Annotated in this window: 12 protein-coding genes and 2 pseudogenes; 2 read left to right on the top strand and 12 right to left on the bottom strand. The window is 43.8% G+C overall.

Annotation, left to right across the window (positions count from 1 at the left end; translation table 11 throughout):
* The first annotated feature begins 1,078 nt into the window (after positions 1 to 1,078).
* Complete coding sequence (locus F4V45_RS05470) at positions 1,079 to 5,305, top strand: N-6 DNA methylase (protein ID WP_246145146.1); 4,227 nt, start codon at positions 1,079 to 1,081, stop codon at positions 5,303 to 5,305.
* 169 nt (positions 5,306 to 5,474) lie between these two features.
* On the opposite strand, the gene F4V45_RS09475 is transcribed toward F4V45_RS05470, so the two are convergent.
* A complete protein-coding gene (locus tag F4V45_RS09475; RefSeq protein ID WP_170235187.1) occupies positions 5,475 to 5,645 on the bottom strand; it encodes a hypothetical protein in 171 nt (56 codons plus the stop codon).
* A 51-nt stretch (positions 5,646 to 5,696) separates the two neighbouring features.
* Here F4V45_RS09475 and F4V45_RS09470 point away from each other — a divergent pair, with 51 nt between their 5' ends.
* Entirely contained in the window at positions 5,697 to 5,858 is a 162-nt protein-coding gene (locus F4V45_RS09470; protein ID WP_170235186.1) for a hypothetical protein, read from the top strand.
* Here F4V45_RS09470 and F4V45_RS05465 read toward each other — a convergent pair.
* From F4V45_RS05465 to F4V45_RS05415, 11 genes and pseudogenes are all read right to left on the bottom strand, one after another.
* Positions 5,836 to 6,789 carry a DUF2972 domain-containing protein gene (locus F4V45_RS05465; protein WP_150337411.1) on the bottom strand — a complete coding sequence of 318 codons (954 nt, stop codon included), beginning with the start codon at positions 6,787 to 6,789 and terminating at the stop codon, positions 5,836 to 5,838. The genes F4V45_RS09470 and F4V45_RS05465 overlap by 23 nt on opposite strands.
* Positions 6,740 to 7,048, bottom strand: coding sequence for a hypothetical protein (locus F4V45_RS05460; protein ID WP_150337410.1), 309 nt, complete (start codon positions 7,046 to 7,048; stop codon positions 6,740 to 6,742). Before F4V45_RS05460 ends, F4V45_RS05465 begins: the two co-directional genes overlap by 50 nt.
* Positions 7,049 to 7,113: 65 nt before the next feature.
* Positions 7,114 to 7,933: pseudogene (locus F4V45_RS05455) on the bottom strand (class I SAM-dependent methyltransferase).
* Between the two features lie 52 nt (positions 7,934 to 7,985).
* A pseudogene (locus tag F4V45_RS05450) lies at positions 7,986 to 8,770 on the bottom strand (class I SAM-dependent methyltransferase).
* A 276-nt stretch (positions 8,771 to 9,046) separates the two neighbouring features.
* Positions 9,047 to 9,559 (bottom strand): translation initiation factor IF-3, encoded by a 513-nt coding sequence (gene infC, locus F4V45_RS05445; RefSeq protein WP_023930011.1) that lies wholly within the window; start codon positions 9,557 to 9,559, stop codon positions 9,047 to 9,049.
* Entirely contained in the window at positions 9,556 to 11,427 is a 1,872-nt protein-coding gene (thrS, locus tag F4V45_RS05440) for a threonine--tRNA ligase (RefSeq protein WP_150337409.1), read from the bottom strand. Before thrS ends, infC begins: the two co-directional genes overlap by 4 nt.
* Positions 11,428 to 11,509: 82 nt before the next feature.
* Positions 11,510 to 12,832, bottom strand: coding sequence for a sigma-54-dependent transcriptional regulator (locus F4V45_RS05435; protein ID WP_150337408.1), 1,323 nt, complete (start codon positions 12,830 to 12,832; stop codon positions 11,510 to 11,512).
* Position 12,833: 1 nt separating this feature from the next.
* On the bottom strand, positions 12,834 to 13,376 hold the full coding sequence (locus F4V45_RS05430; protein WP_150337407.1) for a hypothetical protein: 543 nt from the start codon (positions 13,374 to 13,376) through the stop codon (positions 12,834 to 12,836).
* A 45-nt stretch (positions 13,377 to 13,421) separates the two neighbouring features.
* Complete coding sequence (locus F4V45_RS05425) at positions 13,422 to 14,570, bottom strand: outer membrane beta-barrel protein (RefSeq protein ID WP_150337406.1); 1,149 nt, start codon at positions 14,568 to 14,570, stop codon at positions 13,422 to 13,424.
* A gap of 10 nt (positions 14,571 to 14,580) precedes the next feature.
* Positions 14,581 to 15,582, bottom strand: coding sequence for an outer membrane beta-barrel protein (locus tag F4V45_RS05420; RefSeq protein ID WP_150337405.1), 1,002 nt, complete (start codon positions 15,580 to 15,582; stop codon positions 14,581 to 14,583).
* On the bottom strand, positions 15,572 to 16,321 hold the full coding sequence (locus tag F4V45_RS05415; RefSeq protein WP_150337404.1) for a hypothetical protein: 750 nt from the start codon (positions 16,319 to 16,321) through the stop codon (positions 15,572 to 15,574). The genes F4V45_RS05420 and F4V45_RS05415 overlap by 11 nt, the downstream gene beginning before the upstream one ends.
* Between the last annotated feature and the right edge of the window lie 103 nt (positions 16,322 to 16,424).

The raw sequence follows: 16,424 nt of genomic DNA, 5'->3' as shown, positions 1-16,424 counted from the left end.
CTCGCTGCGTCGATAGACCTCTAGTCTTATCTCCTTGCTCGCCACTACACAACCCCGCTTTTTCATCAAAAATCCTTCCGCCTGCGACTTGGCTACAAAACACATTTTGAGCTTGGCTTTCAAAACCCCTAGAATCCACTTCACTGCATTGCCCCTTCGCTTTGACGAAGGCAAACTCCACATCTAAAGCCCTGCAAGAAAAGATAGATTCTAGCTCGCTAATAAGTGCCACCACCCTAGCCATCAAAGGCTCGCTACAAGGCGCGCTACGATACTGCACGAAATACGAGATAGCATTGGTGCTCCCGCTTGTTACGCTGGCATTATCACCGCTTGTGTCATAGCTTATGCAAAAATACGGCGCGCTAGACTCCTTATCCACGCTAAAGCCCACGCCACATAGCGCGATAGAATCTAGCATAGGCTGGATTAGGATTTCATCGCTAGATTCTGGCATAGAAGCCCCCACTTGCTCTATGGCTTCTAGTAGGGCTTTGGTGTCGCTTGCTGGGATATTGGCTAGGCTTAGGAATGCCCCGGCATTAGAAGTGCTAGCGGTATCTTCACTCCTAGAGCTAGATCGCACGATAAGTCTCTCACTCTTAAGCTCTGCGATACGCGCTAGGATGGCAGCTTGTGAAGTGGCAAGCTCATCAAGCGAAGTGATCACTAGCGGCAGGACCTTAGCACTATTAAGTCGCCCATATAGCTGCTGTAATGTCCCTGCCTTTGTGCCAAACTCCCCAAACTCCACTGCCATCTCCGCCTAGTCTTGTAAAGTAAAAGTGGATTCTAGCAGAATCTTGCAAAATTACTAAACTAAAGTTTGCAAGGGATTTAGGCGAGATCTGCAAGCAAGCTAGCTATTAAGCGCGCTTATGCTACTATGCCCTCTAAGCAACACCACTCAATACAGCTCAAACAAAAGGTAGCTAATGATTACGCAAGAAAATCTAAAAGAAGTGCTAGCAATTTTAGGCTTTAAAGCTCTCTCTGCGGGGGGGGGGGGGGCAAAAAGCTAGAATCTAAACAAGCACATATCTACACAAAAACATACACAAACAATACAAAAATAGAAGTGAATTTCGCCACGCAAAAAATCAATTATGAGCCGCTAGATTCTAGCTTCAAAGAGGGTAAATATCCAAGCATAGATAGCCCAAGCACAGGCTTTATAATCCACAGAAACACAACCACAAATTTTAGCTCTAATGAAAATTTTGTCTGCCTTTTGTGTGTTGATGCCCTGCTTTCTAAAGGCTATGAAGCAAGGCATATCATATTAGAGCCAACCTTTGAAGTCGGGCATAATCAGCAAGTCTATGGCGATATTTTAGTGCTAAAAAAAGATTATACAAATCTTATTTTGATAGAAAATAAAACTGCAGGGGCTGAGTTTAATAAAGAATGGCATAAAATGCAAAAAGATGGCGGTCAGCTTTTCTCCTATTATGCGGTAAATAAATGCGATTTTCTCTGTCTTCTTGCTTATGATTTTGACTCTAATTCCAAGCAAATCGTCTATAAAAGCCATATCATTACAACAAAAGATAATAAAGAGCATTTAGAGCGAATCAACGCAGATTTAAAAGAGCACGAGAAAAAGCTAGGCTTTGAAAGCCCACAAAACGCCAATGTAAGAAGCTATTTTAATGTATGGACTAACACCTACACACAAGATTTTACAACCAAAGGCTTATTAGAATCTAGCATTGAGCCTTATAAAGTCGGTAAAGAAAAATACAACCTAGACGACCTAAAAGCAGTCCCATATAACGAAATAGCAAGCATTTACCACGAGTTTGCAACTATTCTAAGAAACAACGCCATAGGCAATCCAGAATCTTGCTTTTATATCCTAGTTGATTTATTGCTATGTAAAATCATTGATGAGCAAAATAATTGCGATAAAAATGGCAACCCAAAGCCCATAAAAGAGCAAGATTTGCAGTTTTACTATAAAGGGATTCAATATGACAATCCTTTTGCCTACACCGATAGACTTTTAAACCTCTATGAAATAGGCATTAACACACTATTTAAAAAGAAAGTCGTCAATGTCAAAAAAGCCGAGCTAGATGAGCTTTTCACAAATGCAAAGCGAGAAAAAGGCGAGTTTAAAAAAGACCTTGACAAAATCTTTGACAAGCAAAAATACTTCAATATCAAAAAATTTAATTTCATAGAAGTAGAAAATGAAGAAGAGTTTTATCTCAATTTTAAAGTATTAGTAAAAGTAGCCAACTTAATCCAAGATTTATACATCTCACAAAGTGAAAATAACCAATTCTTAGGCGATTTATTTGAAGGCTTTTTAAACCGCTACTATCATCAGCACGAGGGCAGATTCTTTACCCCCACGCCTATCACAAGCTTTATTGTCTATTCTCTCCCAACGCTTAAAAAAGATTCTAAAGTGCTTGACTTTGCCTGTGGGGCTGGACATTTCCTAACAGAATCCATAGCCCACAATAAAGACATAAAACTCTATGGCATAGAGAAAAACAAAGACCTATCAAAAGTCGCAAAGACCGCTTGCATTATCCACGATTCTAAAACGAGTTCAAGCATTATTTTCCAAGATGCCCTAGACTTTATCAAGCAAAATTTTAAAGATGAGTTTGAAGAGGCAAGTTTTCACTGCATTCTCTCAAATCCACCCTATTCTGTCAAAGGCTTTTTAAACACCCTAGAAGACATCGCACAAAAGTCCTACGCCCTAACCCAAAGCATAGATTCTAAAAGCTATGAGAAAAACAACGCCATAGAATGCTTTTTTATAGAAAGGGCAAAGCAGTTTTTGAAAGAAGATGGACTACTCGCCCTAGTCCTACCCGTTTCAATTTTGCAAAAAGGTGGGATTTATGAGAAAACTAGAGAGCTTTTATTCCAGCATTTTAATCTTCTTAGTATAGTGGAGTTAAATAAAAACACCTTTGGCACGACAGGCACACAGACAATCATACTCTTTGCAAAGAAAAAGAAAAAATACAACCAAGATTTATTGCATAAGCTAAAAGAGCACAACTTCAATCTATCCTGCTTAAAAGACGACTTTATAAACACTAGAATTTTAGAGCAATACTGCGATTTTATGCACTATCCTTACAAAGACTTTTTAGCATTTTTACAAGCAGATATTTTAAATGAGAATCTTAAAAATAACGAAGTCTTTAAAGAATACCAAAGCGACTATGACAAAAATAAAGATTCTAAAGACAAGCCCAAAGTATTTAAAAGGACAAAACTCACTCAAACCGAGCAAAAAGCCCTTTTTGAAAGCACACAAAGCTATAAAGAAACCTACAAAAATCTATCCGCACAACACACACCAAAGGACTACAACAAAGCCTTCAAAGATTTTCTACTCACTAAAGAATATAAAAGCTTAGAATCTAGCTTTCATTACCAAAGATTTTTACACCAAGTAAAAGAGCTAGAATGTGAAAAATTGCTTTATTTCTCCTATATCCAAGATGAAAAAGTCCTAATCCTAAAAAGCCCAAGCGATAAAACCACAGATAACAAAAGCAATAAAGCAAATATCATCAAATTCTTAGGTTATGATTGGAGCAAGAGAAAGGGCGATGAGGGGATAAAATACCAAACTACAATCCAAGACATACAAAACGCCGAGTTAAAAGAAAGCGAAGATGACAGCGATGAAGATAAAAAGCAAAAAGAAGCCCTGCGTAACATCAACTCCGTAAAATTCATCTCTACCCCGCTATACAATCCCGCAAATCCTAGCGACCCAACAAAGCTATGCTATGCTATAAAAGCTTTTATAGAATCTAGTGTTAATATAGATTCTATCATTACCGCCTTGCAAAGCGATGATAAGGACTTTTACAAGCTTTTTATAAGTGAAGTAAAAGCTATGCTAGACTTTAGCAAAGTGGATTTTAATAAGGCTATAAGTTTAAATCCTATCAATTCACAAGGCGAGTTTAACGCACAGAATCCTTTTGAAAATTGTAAATTTGAGTTGGTGAAGTTAGGGGAAGTGTGTGAAATTTTAATCGGCGGAACTCCAACAAGAAGTAATTATAGTTATTTTCAAGGTAATAACTTATGGGTTTCAATAGCCGAAATGAACGGACAGGTTATCACAAATACAAAAGAAAAAATCACCGATGAAGCAATTAAAAAATCAAATGTAAAGCTTATACCCAAAGGCACAACACTTTTAAGTTTTAAGTTAAGTATAGGTAAAACTGCTATTGCTGGAAAAGATTTATACACAAATGAAGCAATAGCTGGACTTATACCAAAAGATAAGTTGAAAATTTTAGATAAATACTTGTTTTGGGTTTTTGAAAGCAAAATATTAAATCTAAATTCTATTAGAGGCAATAACGCATTTGGAAAAAGTCTAAATAGCACAATTTTAAAAGAGCAAGTGAAAATCCCCTTGCCGCCTTTAGAGATTCAAAAGCAAATCGTAGCAGAATGTGAAAAAGTAGAAGAGCAGTATAACACCATAAGAATGAGCATAGAAAAATACCAAGAGTTGATTAAAGCGATTTTAGTGAAATGTGGAATCATTGCAAATAATGATGAATTTATCGGGGGGGGGGGGGGCGAAACTAGCCGACTAATTACTTCCTTACTAGATTCTATACAAGAGTTAGAATCTAAACTAGATTTTAATAACAATAACGACTTAAATCTTAAAGCCCTTTTAGATTCTATCCCCACCCCACCACCACAAGGCTGGGATACAATCAAGCTTAATAATAAAAAATACCTTACCCTTAATCCAAGCAAAAGAGAAATTGCAAATATTGATGAAAATACCATTATTTCTTTTGTGGAAATGGCAAGTGTGGCAGATAAAGGCTATATCCAAAACAAAGTTGATAAGCCGCTAAAAGAGCTTAGAAAGGGGAGCTATACCTATTTTGCGGAAAATGATATTTTGATAGCTAAAATCACGCCGTGTATGGAAAATGGAAAATGTGCCATTGCAAAAAATCTTACAAATGGTTTGGGTATGGGAAGTAGCGAATTTCATATTTTTAGAACACATAAGGGGCTAAACAATAAATTTTTATTTGCTTGTCTTAATCAAGATTCTATAAGACAAGAAGCGGCGAAAAATATGACAGGCTCAAGCGGACACAGAAGAGTGCCAATAAGCTTTTATGAATCCTTGCAAATCCCACTCCCGCCCCTTGAAGCACAGGAAAAAATCGTATCCACCATTGAAAGGATAGAATCCAAAATACACCTTTTAGATTCTAGCTTGCCGAGCTTAGATTCTAAAAAAAGCGAGATTTTGCAGCATTTTTTAGAAGCGTAGCACCCCTAGAATCCACTTTTTTGTGGATTGCTTCGGTCGCTTCGCTCCCTCGCAATGACAACAAAGGGCATTATCGCTAGAATCTTTTTGATTATTGTGCTATGGATTGCCACGCCGATTTCATCGGCTCGCAATGACGATAAAACGGTGTTAATGTAAAAAGTGGATTCTAGTAGAGTGTGGGAAGCGCATATTTCAAAAAGTGGATTCTAGGATTTACGATATTTTGTGTCCCAAAGATTCTAAGAATTGCGGTGGGGCTGTGCTTGCTTTTTACAAATTTTGGGCGGTCATTACCGACAAGGTAACTCCCACCCAAAATTTGTAAAATCACACGCATTGCCTACCCAAGACACACATTTATTGTCTCTCTAGGATTCTAGGATTTGCGATGAGAAAACAAGGCGCAGCCGCAGTTTCTTTAGTAAATCGGGGCTTTGCAAGCGCGTGCAAGGGCGCATACTTGGCGTATGTAACCGCAGCCCGCGTGAAGCAATCCACGATTTATCGCGCAAAGCCAAATCCTCGTGCTACAAAAGGCATAGCTCTTTAAACTGCTGGTAGTATCCCCACCCATTTACAATATCCGCTCGACTCCGCATAATATGTGCTAGCTCTCTATCAAGCTTTGCTTCTAGCTTCTTTGCCACATCTTTATGCTCGCGCAAGAAGTCTAGCACTTGCACTTCTGTGATCTTATGCGCATTGATATACTCCACTCTTCTTTGCAGTGCTTCTATAAAGCCTTGCATAAAGCTCTCCAAGCGTTGCAGCAGGGCTTGGCTAAGTAGCCCTGCCTTGTCGCTAGGGATTGTGATAGCGATATTGGTAAAGGGCGTTTGCTTGATAAAGTCTTGCAAGAGATAGGTAATGCCCCTTTGCCACATCGCATACTGCTCTAGGGTGATAGATACTTCTAGCACTTGTCCGCTAGCTTCACCGCTTAAGGGGATACGCAGGCTAAAGGGCAGCACGCCATTGATCTCGCCAAACATCTTTGTCGTCCATATCACAGAGTCTTTCTCTGGGGGATTGAAGTCAAGCTTGCGGCTTAAATCTAGCAAAGTGGCGTAGGCATTTTGGCTTGTGATTTGCTGCATATCGATGTAGTGGGTTTGTGTAATTACCTTTTGCAAGGACTCTTGCAGGGAATTTTGGATAAAGATATGTCCGCTAGAATCCTCCACAATCGTAGCGATACTTGCTAGATGTGGGCTAGCCTCCCCCCAGAAAATAGGAGCTTTCGTGAAGTCGCCAAAGCCTACTTGCGTGATTTGCTCATAGGGCGTATCTAGGGTGAAGACCCCTTCTCCACCTCGCCCGCTTAGGTTCAAAATGCTTTTTATCACGCCGATAGGATCGCGCACCAAGCAAATCGCAGGCGCACGCTTGGCAAATGTAGCGAAAAACTCTTCCTTTTGTGTAAAGCCGCATTCACTTAGGGCAATGGCATAGCACTCGCCCCCCCCCCCCGATTTTGGCATATTTGGCTTTTAGGAGCATTTGGTAGAGATGAGTATATCGCTGCTTGCCTGACTCTTCAAAATGCCAATTAAGCTTCACCCCACAATGGTGCAAAAAGCCTAGCATTGCGTTATGCCCTACGCCGTGGCTTGAAAGGTAGAAAAAATCATAGCTTTTAGGCAGCTTTACCCCAAGCTTCCACGCCAAAGCACTCCAAACTCTTAGCATAAACCGCACCGATCCTTTCCCTAGACTAATCATAAGTGTATAGAGTCGCATAATTCTCCTTTAGATACAATCTAGCCGACTCTCCTTATGCTAGCCTATCGCTACACCTTGCTTGACTACACCTTTCTGGCACTCCAGCATCTGGTGGTGTATTTGATATGCAGCTCTTTAGGCAGAGTGGCTCTCATCTTTTGTGTGATGTTCTCAAAGAGCTCTCTTCCCTCCGCAGAGTCCAAATCCCAATAAGGGTTTTTCACGCTTTTCCACGCGTTGATATAGTTCTCTAAACTCTGCTGGAAGTAGAAGTCCTCTTCTACATACAATATGCTATCAAAGAGATCTTTCCTAGATTCTATGATAGCGCGCTGATCTTCTCGCCTAGTCCCCCTTGTGTAGTGTGGGACAAGCTCTGTGATAATCTCTTCTGCTTTGTTTTGGATAGGGTCATCTAAATCCCTATGATTCCACATACAGGAGAAGATTTCCCCCCCCCCCCCCCCGCAAAAGTCGGTGCGCTTCTATAAGCGCGCTTTGCCTATCCATCACATTAAAGCTACTACCAAAGGTAACCCAATCAAACTCCCCGCTAGCTAGCGTGCTATCCACTCCACTAGCGCGCACCCACTCGATCTGCCCCTTTTGCGCCCACTCTTTGGTGCGATTTATGCCAATTTCTCTCATCGCGTCATTTGGCTCAACTGCCACCACCTTGCACCCTCGCTCTAGTAGCATAATGCTTAGATTCCCAGTCCCTGCTCCTATGTCAGCGACTTTTGGGGCGGTGGTTTGGCTGCTTTGCTTGACTAGAAAGGTAAGCATATCAATGCTTGCAGGGGCGTAGTTGGGGCGGTATTCGTAGAATTTGGCGTGCTTAGTATAGTCCCAAACTTTCTCTACGATCTTTTGCTGTGTAGAATCCTGTGTAAGAGTATTCATCATTTCTCCTTGTGCTTTAGCGTATGCGCGCAAAGCACAAGGGGCATAGAATCTATGCCTTTCTCACGCTCCACGCACGGATTTTATAAGGGACTTCAATCACGCTAAGATGGGCGATTTTGGACTCTATCATAGCGATGATTTTATCCCAGCGATCTTGCCCAGCTTGCGCTTGTATGTCATTGACAGAATGCCAAGCCCCCATATAGCGAGCCTTGTCCATAGTCTCCACATAATCGCACTCCATAAAGAAGCAGTCTGTGAAATCTCCTGTGGAGACTAGGATCTCCTCCCATTTTTTGACATTTTGGCTACCGCTGCTCACACGAGCAAGCTCTGGAACAATATGTTTAATCTCTCTTTCAATCTCATCAAAGACAGAGCCTTCTATGATATTTCTAGGATTCCAAATAGCTGTGAAGTAGCCATTTGCCCCCCCCCCCCCGTTTTTAAGACACGCGCAAACTCTGGGAGAGACTTTGCAGGGTCAGTCCAGTGAAACGAGCTAGCCATAATCACCCAATCAGCACTATTAGATTCTAGCCCACTCTGCTCGCCAGAGCCTTTGTGCCATTTGATATTTGCATAGCTTTTGGTATGCTCTATGCCCTTCTCTCTCATCGCGTCATTTGGCTCAACAGCGCGCACTTGCAGCCCCATATCCCCAAGCAGTGCGGTGAGCTTGCCTGTGCCAGCTCCAACTTCTGCTACTTGCAGCTCTTGCAAGGGCTTATATTCATCATTGATACAAGCGACTAGCTTTTGCAAAAGCATAGTGCTATATGCGGGGCGGTTATGGTAGTGAGCAGCGACTTGTGTGAAATCTCCTTGCTTCATCAAAACTCCTTAAAAAAGCTTGTTGTGATTGTAACGGCTTTGTGTTGATAGGTTTCTTAACACTCTAGGCTTCTAGCTTATGTAACTCCCTAGAATCCACGAGCGCAGCTAGGCGGCAGGATTTTTGAGCTAGAATCGTGGCTTTGCAAGCCGCGCAAGGAGATAAGACTAGGGTGTCTATCGACACGAGCTAGTCGAAGCAATCTGCGATTCTAGCCAAAAAGCCAACGCCAAAACTAAAACGATAATTCCAGTCAAGCTAGGGACTAGAACTACCTAGCGTTTAGGGACAAACAGCCAGCTCACAAAACGCCCCTCTGTCTTTGGCTCTTTCTCTGGCTGGGCGACTTCCTCCATCATCTCCCTTACGCGATTTAGCACTGCTACGCCAAGCTGCGGGTCGCTAGTCTCCCTGCCCTTTAGCACGACCTTAAAGCGCACATGCTTGCCACTTGCGATAAACTCTTTGGCGTGCTTGACTTTGTAGTTGATGTCGTTTTGCGCGATTTGGGCGGAGAGCTTGATCTCTTTAATGTCAATTTGCTTTTGCTTTTTCTTGGCTTCTTTTTGCTTCTTCTCTAGCTGGTAGCGGTATTTACCATAGTCCATAATCTTGCACACAGGGGGCTTGGCACTAGGGGAGATACATACTAGATCTAAGCCCTTAGCCCTTGCAAACTCCCTTGCCTCACTTGCTGAGATGATCCCATAAGTAGAGCCATCATCATCGATACACCGAACCTCGCTAAAGCGTATATCTTCATTTAGCAAAACTTCTTCTTTGCTCAAAAGCTCACCTCTTCTTTTTTGGATTCTATCATCGCTATAAACTCTCCTTCTGTGATGTCTCTTTGCTCTTTGGCTCTCCTATCTCGCAGGGCAAGCATTTTGGATTCCACTTCTTTCGCCCCGATGATTGCGATCATCGGCACGCGCTGCTTCTCTGCCGTGCGCACGCGCTTGCTAAGGGTCTCATTTTTGTCGCTAATCTCAGCATACACGCCTATTTTGCGCAGGGCTAGCTGGATATGGTGCGCATACTCTTGCTGCTCGCTAGAAATGGGGATAATCACCACCTGCGTAGGCGCAATGGCGAAGGGAAACTCCCCGCCAAAATGCTCACACAAAATCGCGCAAAATCGCTCAAAGCTCCCTAGTATCGCGCGATGTAGCATTACAGGCTGTTTGGGCTGGTTGCTCTCATCGATGTATTCAAGCTGGAATCTACTAGGCAGATTCATATCCACTTGGATTGTCCCACACTGCCACTTACGCCCAATAGCATCAGTGATTTTAATATCAATCTTAGGTCCGTAAAATGCCCCGCCACCCTCATCGATATTATAAGGGATCTGGCTAGATTCTAGCGCAGATCGCAGAGCATTTGTAGCGATCTCCCACACCGCATCATCGCCGATAGATTTCTCCGGGCGCGTGGATAGCTCCATCTCATAGCTAAAGCCAAATGCCCCCATAATCCTCCTAGTAAAATCTAAGATACTATGCACTTCTGCTTCTATCTGGCTTGGCATACAAAAGATATGCGCATCATCTTGGGTAAATTCTCTCACCCTCAAAAGCCCGTGCAGCACACCACTTTTCTCGTGTCTATGCACCACTCCATACTCATAAAATCTAAGGGGCAGCTCTCTATAACTACGCTTACTATGCTGATAGACCTTGATATGCCCCACGCAGTTCATCGGCTTTATGCCATACTCGACCTCATCGATGGTGGTGAAATACATATTTTCTTTGTAGTTATCATAATGCCCGCTGATTTTCCACACTTCACTTTTTAGAATCTCCGGCGCGCGCACAGGCTCGTATTCTCGCTGGATAAGCGCACGAGTAAGGAGCTCTTCTATACGCCTGCGTAGTCTCGCTCCAGCAGGTAGCCAGATAGGCAGCCCAGCCCCTAGCTGCTCATCAAAGGTAAAAAGCCCCATTTCCTGCCCTAGCTTTCTGTGGTCGCGCTTTTTGGCTTCTTCTAACTGGTGGAGATATGCCTTCAAGCTCTCTTTATCCGCAAATGCTATGCCATAGATTCTAATGAGCATTTCAGCATTTTCATCACCACCTAAATACGCCCCGGCAAGCTTGGTAAGGCTAAAGCTATGCAAAAGCTTCGTGCTAGGCAAGTGTGGTCCGCGACATAAATCGACAAAGTCCCCCTGCTCATAGATCCCAAAGCTATCGCCTTGTATGCGGCTCATTACCGCACACTTTAGCTCATCATCGCCAAATCGCTCTTGTGCCTGTGCGCGCGTGATCACGGACTTTTCTATCATATCGCCAGATTTTGCTAGCTCTTTCATACGCGCTTGGATTTTCTCTAAGTCTTCTTCGCCGATTTTGCTGCTTGTCTTAAAGTCGTAGTAGAATCCCTCATCAACCACCGGTCCTACGAAAAACTTCGCATCAGGGTAAAGCTGCTTGATTGCTTGAGCCAAAAGATGAGCGCAAGAGTGGCGGATAATCGCAAGTGCTAGAGCAGAATTATCAAAGTGGATCGCCTCCCCATACGCGCTTGTGTCAATGGCGTGGCTTTGTAGCTTCTCTCGCAGTGCCGCTAGCGACTCCCCGCGCTCTAATGCTATGCTTTGCAGATCGATGATCTCGCCATCTGCTTGCTTAAATCCTATAATCTCGCTCATTGCTCTCCTATAAGTCGCTTGTAGTGGATATGTAGCTTAAAAAGCGCGATACTAGCACACAATCGATTATTTTTCACTAAAACTAGTCCTTTGGCGTAGCTTGTATGTCGTATTTAGCAAGCTTATACTGCAAAATCTCTTCACTCATTCCCAGAATCTTGCTCGCCTTGGCTATGTCATTATCGCTATCTTGTAACACCTCGCATAAAAGCTGCTTTTCTAGCGACTCGATTTTGTTTGGCTCGCGTGTTTTGCGAGAGTCTAAAAAGAGATCCTTTGGCGTAATTGCCTCATCACTAAGGATTGCTGCACGCTCAATCACAGAGAGCAGCTCTCTAATGTTGCCGTGCCACTCATAAGCAAGCAAGGCTTCTTTAGCTTCTTTGGTGAAAGTTTTTGGCGGGAGATTGTATTGAGCTAGGACTAGCTCTAGCTTCCACTGCGCAATGGGCAGAATCTCCTCCACGCGCTCTTTTAGCGGCGGGATTAGCACAGGGATTGTCTGCAAGCGGTAGAAAAGATCTTCACGGAAAGCTTTTTGCGCGATTTTCTGCTCTAGGTTGGCATTAGTCGCAGAGACAAAGCGCACATCAAAGCTTATAGGCTTAGAGCCCCCAAGCCTTGTGGCTTCTTTTTCTTGGATTGCGCGCAGTAACTTTGCTTGGAGCATTATGGGCATTTCGCCTATCTCATCTAAAAATAGCGTCCCGCCATCTGCTAGCTCAAAAAGCCCCTGCTTTGTCGCTATGGCATCGGTGAATGCACCCTTCTCATAGCCAAAGAGCTCAGATTCTAGCAAATGCTCTGGGATTGCTGCCATATTGATAGCGATAAAGGGCTTTTTACTCCTAGTGGAGTTCTCGTGGATAAAGCGTGCGAAGACTTCTTTCCCCACGCCTGAAGCCCCCATAAGCAAGATACTAGAGTCTGTGGGCGCGGCTTTTAGCACTTGAGCTTGTATGGATTCTAGGGATTTGCTTGTGGCGACAAAGGGGCTTTGGCGGTTGATCGCCGCGCTTGCTTTGGAGGTGGTTTTGGTATGGGCTTGCTGAAACTCTAGCACCTTTTTACTGCGGTAGATGGCTTCAAGCAACAGCTCTGGCTCAAAGGGCTTTTGAAAAAAGTCTTTGACCCCTAGTCGTATAGAATCTATCGCGGAGTGTAGCGTGGCATTGCCAGTGATGACAATCATTTCATAGCGATTATTAAGCTGCTTTAAAAACTCTAGCCCATTCATATGGGGCATATTCAAATCTGTGATAACAAGCTGGTAGCTAGAATCTAGCTCTTTGAGCGCGTCTTTTGGACTACGAAAGGAGACAATATGCAAGTCCTTATGCTCGGCGAAAAACAGCTCGAGACTTTTGCGCATATTGATATCATCTTCTACAATTGCGATTTTCATCTCACTCCTTTAATACATCAATAACCACATAACGATTATCCAAATGCGCCAAAATCCGCTGCGGTGGGAAGGCAAAGGTAGTAGAATCCAGCACGCGCGTATTGTGGCTTGTGAGTCCATCATAGCGGATATTTGCCCTCCCTTTGCGCAAGCACTCAAGCACTTCTTCTTGGTAATGGGTCAAAATATATTTAATCGCATAAGCTTCATCATCGGTAATAAGATCGTTTATAGGGGTGTTGATAGAGCAAGTGTAGGCGACTTTAAGTCTATGGGCTTTTAGCGTGATGGGATCGGCTATGCTATATCGCTCGCCGGTGATTATGCCATCGTGAGCTTGGGCTTTGTAGGAGATGATGAGCTCTAGCTTTTGCGGAGTGGATTCTAGGGCTTGTGGGGTGAGTGCTTCTGGGACTAGAATCTCTTCAGGCAAGGGCTGCTTCTGTGGGTGGGGCTGGGGGATTAAATCTGCGTGCAGGAGTTGGATACTTAGCATAGCATAGCACGCTACTTTACAGCACTTCCTTACCCATATCGCACACATCACACACTCCATATCGCCAAAATCGCCCACATTATAGCACAACGCCTAAAAGAGCATAATAAAGCTCGCATACCAAAATGGCGTGCGTTTAATCACAATATCCTTAGACACTAAGGTTTCTCCATTAGAGTAGCTAGCTGGGGACTCTAGCCCAAGTCGCAGCTCGCTAGGCAGCCCAACCGCACTCATAGGGATTTTCGCGCCAAAATCAAGCTTATAGCGCGAGGTGAGAGAGAAGCTCGCCCCAAGGTTGAAGCCATAATCCACTTGCAACAAATAATTCCACAGCACATCTTTGCTAGTGAGTCCATTTGTATGCTTGACTAGATTCTCATTTGCTTGGTCAAACAAGAGCAGCACGCCTATGCTCAAGCCCCCATACAATCCCACAGCCATATCTTTAAGCACGCGATTTTGCCCAGCAAAAAGACTAAAGGGCAGCTCCGCCAACACATCGACATTCATTCCCCCAAGCACATAGTAAAAGCTCCCTACTGCTTGATCTTTAATCCTCTCTTTGCCAGCACTTAGCAGTCCATCGCCATAAAGCCTGCTACCTAGATAGGGGTTAAAAAACTTTTGATACCCAAACCCCCCGCCAAAGGCAAAGAGATTGGAGACAAACTCGACCCCCTGCTCTCCATTGCTAAACACCCCACTTATCTTGCACCCACTTTTATCTGTATCTGTACAGACAAACCCTGCTTCATCTTTGGGGACATTGTTTGTTTTATTATAAAGCCCATCGGTGTAGAGCTGGCTTAGGCGGCTAGCCCCTATCATAATGCTAGCAAATGCCCCGCTTTTCTTATCCGCGCTGGTGTAATACTTGCTTAAATCCGCCTTTTTACTAGAATCCGCGTTTGCAAAACGCGCTTGTATATAATCCCCCGATTTATAAGGCATAGGTGCTGGGGTGATACCATTAGAACGCAAGAGCTTTTCATAGTGCTCAATCTTCTCTTGCGTGCTTTTCCCCTGTAAATCACGCTCCTTGGCTCGCAAAATCTCCACCACATCAACGCGCTTACTCTCCTGCCCATCTAGCAGGCTCTCTAGGGTCTTTTTATCAAGTAAGAGCGTGTCGTTGCTTAAGGCATTAGGAGTATCTGCGCACAAGCACACCACTACAAGCAGCACACTGGCTAATACCCTGCCCAAGCTCCTTGCCACCACGCTTCTATCTCCTAGCATACAATTCACCTTAGAAAAGATACTGATAACTCACAAGATACATAAGCCTAAAGGCGAAGTTTTCATTCACCACACTTGGGGGGATTTTCACCCCAGCTTCTAGCCGATGATGATATGCCAAAGTCGCAGAGAGTCCAAAGTTTAGCACACTGCCTGCGATGATTTGGTGCTGCTTATAGATATTCTCTAGTCTTTGATCAAATATCGCTAGCCCTCCGCCCACACCTGCATACGCCCCCAAATAATAGCCATCATCAGTGATTGCTAAATCCCCAAACACATCAAGATTGAAGCTAAAGAGCTGCATAGTAATGCTATCTTGGATATTGTTGGAAGAATTCCACGCGGCAAGGTATTGCCCATAGATGCGAATCCCCATTGGCGCAGCCCCGATAAAGTGCATATACCCACCACTAGCCCCTAGCACAAAGGGATTGATTGAAGCAGCATAAGGCTTACCAAGTCTTTGAAGTGTGATGTCCATATTGCTAGCCCCTAGCACCACGCCTATAAACGCGCCATTTCTTGTGCGATTTTCTAGCGCGCGGGCTTGGGATTTTAGGTGGTGGTAGTATTGAGCACGCAAGAAATATAGCTCTTTGTCTTTGTTGGTTTGGTCTTGGTTTGGTTCTGGCGTTGGCTTTGGCGCGCTTTTGCGGGAGTCTGCTAGCGTAGAATCTGTGGATCGCTTCGCAAGTGCCAGCACATCTACTCGCAATGACGGAGAAAGGCTAGAATCTAAGCTTTTAGATTCTAGCTTGGCTTGGGTTTCACTTGCAGCTTGACTTTCTTCTAGGATTCTAGGAGTTGCGGTGGGGCTTTGCAAGTTTTGAAAATTTTGGGGAAGGTTAGCGACCTTGGCAGTCGTGCCTTTCACAAAACAAGGGATACCGCTCGCCGTAGGCGATGTTTCTTTAGTAAAATTTTCAACCTTGTGAAATTGCTCGCCCAAGACCGAATCCCACACAAACAAAGCGTGTAAAATCAAAAGAGCCACTACCCTAAAACACATAGCTATACCCCACCATAGTCGCCGCCCCAAACCAGTCCAGCTTGTCATTAATGATGAATTTTATCTCCGCTTCTGCACGATGTTTTGTCGCTACAACAACGCCAAAGCCTAGATTGATCACACCCCCAAGGGTCGCATCAGGCTTGTTGTCATAAGTCATACTAAAAAGCCCCAGCCCCATAATCGCGCCAGATTCTAGCCCCTTTGCCACAGGGAGATCTACCAAAATATCCGCACTCACTCCAACCCCACTAAAGCCAATATCCGAGTAGCGAAGCTCTTTGGCATTGCTGCCTAGGTATTGCACATAGATTCTACTGCCTACGATATTTGGGATTGAGAGTGTGTCATACAGCGATGGATAGAAGCTTTGATACCCCACTTTCGCGCTATATGCGTAGGCATTGCCCGAGAGATAAGCGGGGTCATTTGTGGCATTGTGGAAAATCCAGCCCCCATAAAGCCCGATAAATATGCCCGTCTTTTGATTAGAGGCTTCAAGGTTATTGACAAGATCAATGATCTCTTCATCTGTGGTGGCATTATAAGCGATGATATAGGGATAGTAGGAGAGATCAAGACTATTGTAATCAAGTGGCTTGCTCGGGTCTAAAAACGGATCTTGCGCTAGTAGTATGCGTGGCACACACGCTAAGGCATAGAGCAAAGCTAAAGCGCGTAAAGCGCAGGCGTATGCTGGCTTTATGCTACATTGTCTGCCATAGCTATGTTTCATCATACAGCCCTTATGTGATATAATCGCGCACACCACTTTAGCGCGCTATTATAGATTTATCAAAGTTACATAAAGTTTAAACCCAATCACGCAAGGAGAAGCTATG

This window comes from Helicobacter canis (assembly GCF_008693005.1).
GTDB lineage: Bacteria > Campylobacterota > Campylobacteria > Campylobacterales > Helicobacteraceae > Helicobacter_B > Helicobacter_B canis.
Note: the sequence above shows the minus strand (reverse complement) of the source record. Positions and strands in the feature narration are given on the sequence as shown.